The following is a 3,772-nucleotide window of genomic DNA, read 5'->3' on the forward strand; positions in this document are numbered from 1 at the left end:
AGATGTGTATAAGAGACAGTACCGATTCCGCCTGAGCTCAATTCCAGCTCAGCACGACCTTGCCGGCCTTGCCCTGTTCCATCAGGTCGAAACCTTCCTGGAAACGGTCCACCGGCAGCTGGTGGGTCATCACCTTGCCCAGCGGGAAACCGCTCAGCACCAACTGGGTCATCTTGTACCAGGTCTCGTACATCTTGCGGCCATAGATGCCCTGCACGGTCAGCCCCTTGAAGATGATCTTGTCCCAATCGCAACCCGCGCCCTTGGGCATGATGCCGAGCATGGCGATCTTGCCGCCGTGGTACATGCAGTCGAGCATGTCGTTGAAGGCGCGCGGGTTGCCACTCATTTCCAGGCCCACGTCGAAGCCTTCCATGTGCAGCTCGGCCATCACGTCCTTCAGCGACTGGTTGGCGACGTTGACCACGCGGGTGGCGCCCATGTCGGCGGCCAGCTTCAGGCGGAAATCGTTGACGTCGGTGACCACCACGTTGCGCGCACCGATGTGCTTGCAGATGCCGGCGGCGATGATGCCGATCGGGCCGGCGCCGGTGATCAGCACGTCCTCGCCGATCACGTCGAACTCCAGCGCGCAATGCGCGGCATTGCCGTAGGGGTCGAAGAACGCAGCCAGTTCGGAGGGGATCTGGTCCGGGATCGGCCACAGGTTGGTGGCCGGCATCACCATGTACTCGGCGAAGGCGCCATTGACGTTGACGCCGATGCCGACGGTGTTCGGGCACAGGTGCTGGCGGCCGCCACGGCAGTTGCGGCAATGGCCGCAGACGATGTGGCCTTCGGCCGAGACGCGCTGGCCGATTTCATAGCCGGTCACGCCCGGGCCGATCTCGGCGATGCGGCCGACGAACTCGTGGCCGATGGTCAGGCCCGGCTTGATGGTGCGCTGGCTCCACTCGTCCCACAGGTAGATATGCAGGTCGGTGCCGCAGATGGCGGTTTTTTCGAGCTTGATCAGCACCTGGTTCGGACCGGGCGTCGGCACCGGCACCTCTTCCATCCAGATGCCCTTGGTCGCTTCGCGCTTTACCAGCGCCTTCATCGTCTGTGCCATTGCAGGGGACCGCAGTGTGTGGAAAGAGGGCGATTATAAGCTTTCAGCCGTAACCGCCCGGTACTGACCGATGGCAGGGGAGGATGACAGTTGCAACGGCTACAATCGGCGCTTCCAAACTTTCGGAATAGCGTAATGCGCGTGAATTTTCTTGCGTTTTCCATCCTTGCTGGCCTGGGCCTGGCGCAGACCGCGCACGCCGCTGAAGGCATGTGGGTGCCGCAGCAGCTGCCGGAGATTGCCGGTCCGCTGAAGCAGGCAGGGTTGAAGCTGGACCCGCAGCAGTTGGCCAACCTGACCGGCGACCCGATGGGCGCGGTGGTTGCGCTGGGCGGCTGCACCGCCAGCTTCGTTTCGCCGCAGGGCCTGGTGGTGACCAACCACCATTGCGCCTACGGCTCGATCCAGCTGAACTCCACTGCCGAGAAGAACCTGATCAAGGACGGCTTCAACGCGCCGACCCTGAAAGACGAACTGAGCGCCGGCCCGAATGCCCGCATCTACGTGCTGGACGACATCACCGATGTCACCGCACAGGCCAAGGCGGCCATCGCTGGCGCCGGCAACGACCCGCTCAAGCGCACCCAGGCGCTGGAAGCCTTCGAGAAGCAGGCCATCGCCGCCTGTGAAACCGACGACGCCTACAGCTGCACCCTGTACAGCTTCTCCGGCGGCAACACCTACCGCCTGTTCAAGAACATGGAAATCAAGGACGTGCGCCTGGCCTATGCGCCCCCGGGCAGCGTCGGCAAGTTCGGCGGTGACGTCGACAACTGGATGTGGCCGCGCCACACCGGCGATTTCTCGTTCTACCGCGCCTATGTCGGCAAGGACGGCAAGCCGGCCGCCTTCGCCGCCGACAACGTGCCGTACCAGCCCAAGCATTGGCTGAAGCTGGCCAACCAGCCGCTGGGCGAGGGTGATTTCGTGATGGTCGCCGGTTATCCGGGCCGCACCGATCGCTATGCGCTGGTCAGCGAGTTCGAGAACACCGCTACCTGGACCTACCCGTCGATCGCCAAGGCCTACAAGGACCAGATCGCGATGGTCGAAGCGGCCAGCAAGGACAACCCGGACATCGCGGTCAAGTACGCCGCCAACATGGCCAGCTGGAACAACACCAGCAAGAACTACGACGGCCAGCTGGACGGCTTCAAGCGCAACAACGTGCTCGGCCAGAAGCAGGCTGCGGAAACCGCGGTGCTGGAATGGCTGCGGGGCCAGGGCGCTGCCGGCAAGCCGGCGCTGGATGCGTTCGCACAGCTGCAGACGCTGGGCCAGCAGTCGCGCATGAACCAGGCGCGTGACCTGAACCTGGCCATGCTCAACCGCACCGGCACCCTCGGCACTGCCGTGCGGCTGTACCGCCTGGCCATTGAAAAGGCCAAGCCGGACGCGCAGCGCGAAGAGGGTTACCAGGAACGCGATCTGCCGGCCATCGAAGGCGGCCTGAAGCAGATGGACCGCCGCTACGTGCCGGCCATGGACCGTCAGTTCCAGCAGTACTGGCTGCAGCAGTACGTGCAGTTGCCTGCCGGCCAGCACCTGTCGGCGTTCGACAAGTGGATCGGTGGCGTTGATGCCAAGGCGGTCGAAGCCACCGTTGCACGTCTGGACGGCTCCAAGCTGGGCAGCCTGGACGAGCGCCTGAAGTGGTTCGGTGCCGACAAGGCTGCGTTCGAAGCGAGCAACGACCCGGCCATCCAGTACGCCGTGGCGGTGATGCCGGCACTGCTGGAGCTGGAGCACCAGCGCAAGCTGCGCATGGGCGAGGAGCTGGTGGCACGTCCGCTGTTCCTGCAGGCCATTGCCGATTACAAGAAGACCAAGGGTGAGTTCGTCTATCCGGACGCCAACCTGTCGCTGCGCATCACCTTCGGCAACGTGAAGGGTTACACCGGCCTGGACGGCAAGGTGCAGCCGGCCTTCACCGACCTGGAAGGCATCGTCGCCAAGGAAACCGGCAAGGACCCGTTCGACTCGCCGCAGGCGCTGATCGATGCGGTCAAGGCCAAGCGTTACGGCGGCTTCGAGGACAAGCGTATCGGCAGCGTGCCGGTGAACTTCCTCTCCGACCTGGACATCACCGGCGGCAACTCCGGCTCGCCGGTGCTGGACGCACACGGCCGCCTGGTGGGCCTGGCGTTTGACGGCATCTGGGAATCGGTCGCCAGCAACTGGGTGTTCGACCCGGTGATGACCCGCATGATCTCGGTCGACGAGCGTTACATGCGCTGGATCATGCAGGAAGTGGCACCGGCGCCGCAGCTGCTGAAGGAAATGGACGCCGCCTCGAAGTAAGTTCGAGTTGCGTGGTTCAAGTAAAAGCCCGGACGGGAAACCGTCCGGGCTTTTGTTTGTGCGCAGCACACAGCGTTGTAGGAGCGGCGTAAGCCGCGAAGTCGATAGCATCGAAACTAGCGGAGTGCGCGCAATCTGACGGATCAGGTGCTTCGCGGCTTACGCCGCTCCTACATTTGGCGGTACCGGTAACGCCTCTGCCGAGCATGGCTCGGCACTACGCTCTTGCCCCCTCCCTTTCGCGCAGCGAAGGGGGAGGGCCGGGGAGGGGGGAGCGTTTGGCCGCCTGATGGAGCGGAGGCCTGGCGACTGTAGTGGGGGCCCCAGGCGCGCCCGAGGGGGGACCCGCCCACCCCACCCCCCCCGAGGGCGGGGCGAAGCGTTGGTCCCCCCCCCCTA

2 protein-coding genes are annotated in these 3,772 nt (G+C 64.4%); one reads left to right on the forward strand and one right to left on the reverse strand.

Going from position 1 to position 3,772, the window contains the following annotated elements; translation table 11 throughout:
* Positions 1–37: 37 nt before the first annotated feature.
* Positions 38–1,072, reverse strand: a complete 1,035-nt coding sequence (gene tdh / locus AC1VXC_RS20955; RefSeq protein ID WP_313173780.1) for an L-threonine 3-dehydrogenase — start codon at positions 1,070–1,072, stop codon at positions 38–40.
* 135 nt (positions 1,073–1,207) lie between these two features.
* Here tdh and AC1VXC_RS20960 point away from each other — a divergent pair, with 135 nt between their 5' ends.
* Complete coding sequence (locus AC1VXC_RS20960; protein WP_313495563.1) at positions 1,208–3,373, forward strand: S46 family peptidase; 2,166 nt, start codon at positions 1,208–1,210, stop codon at positions 3,371–3,373.
* Positions 3,374–3,772 lie beyond the last annotated feature (399 nt).

The organism is Stenotrophomonas sp. STEN033 (genome assembly GCF_056856655.1).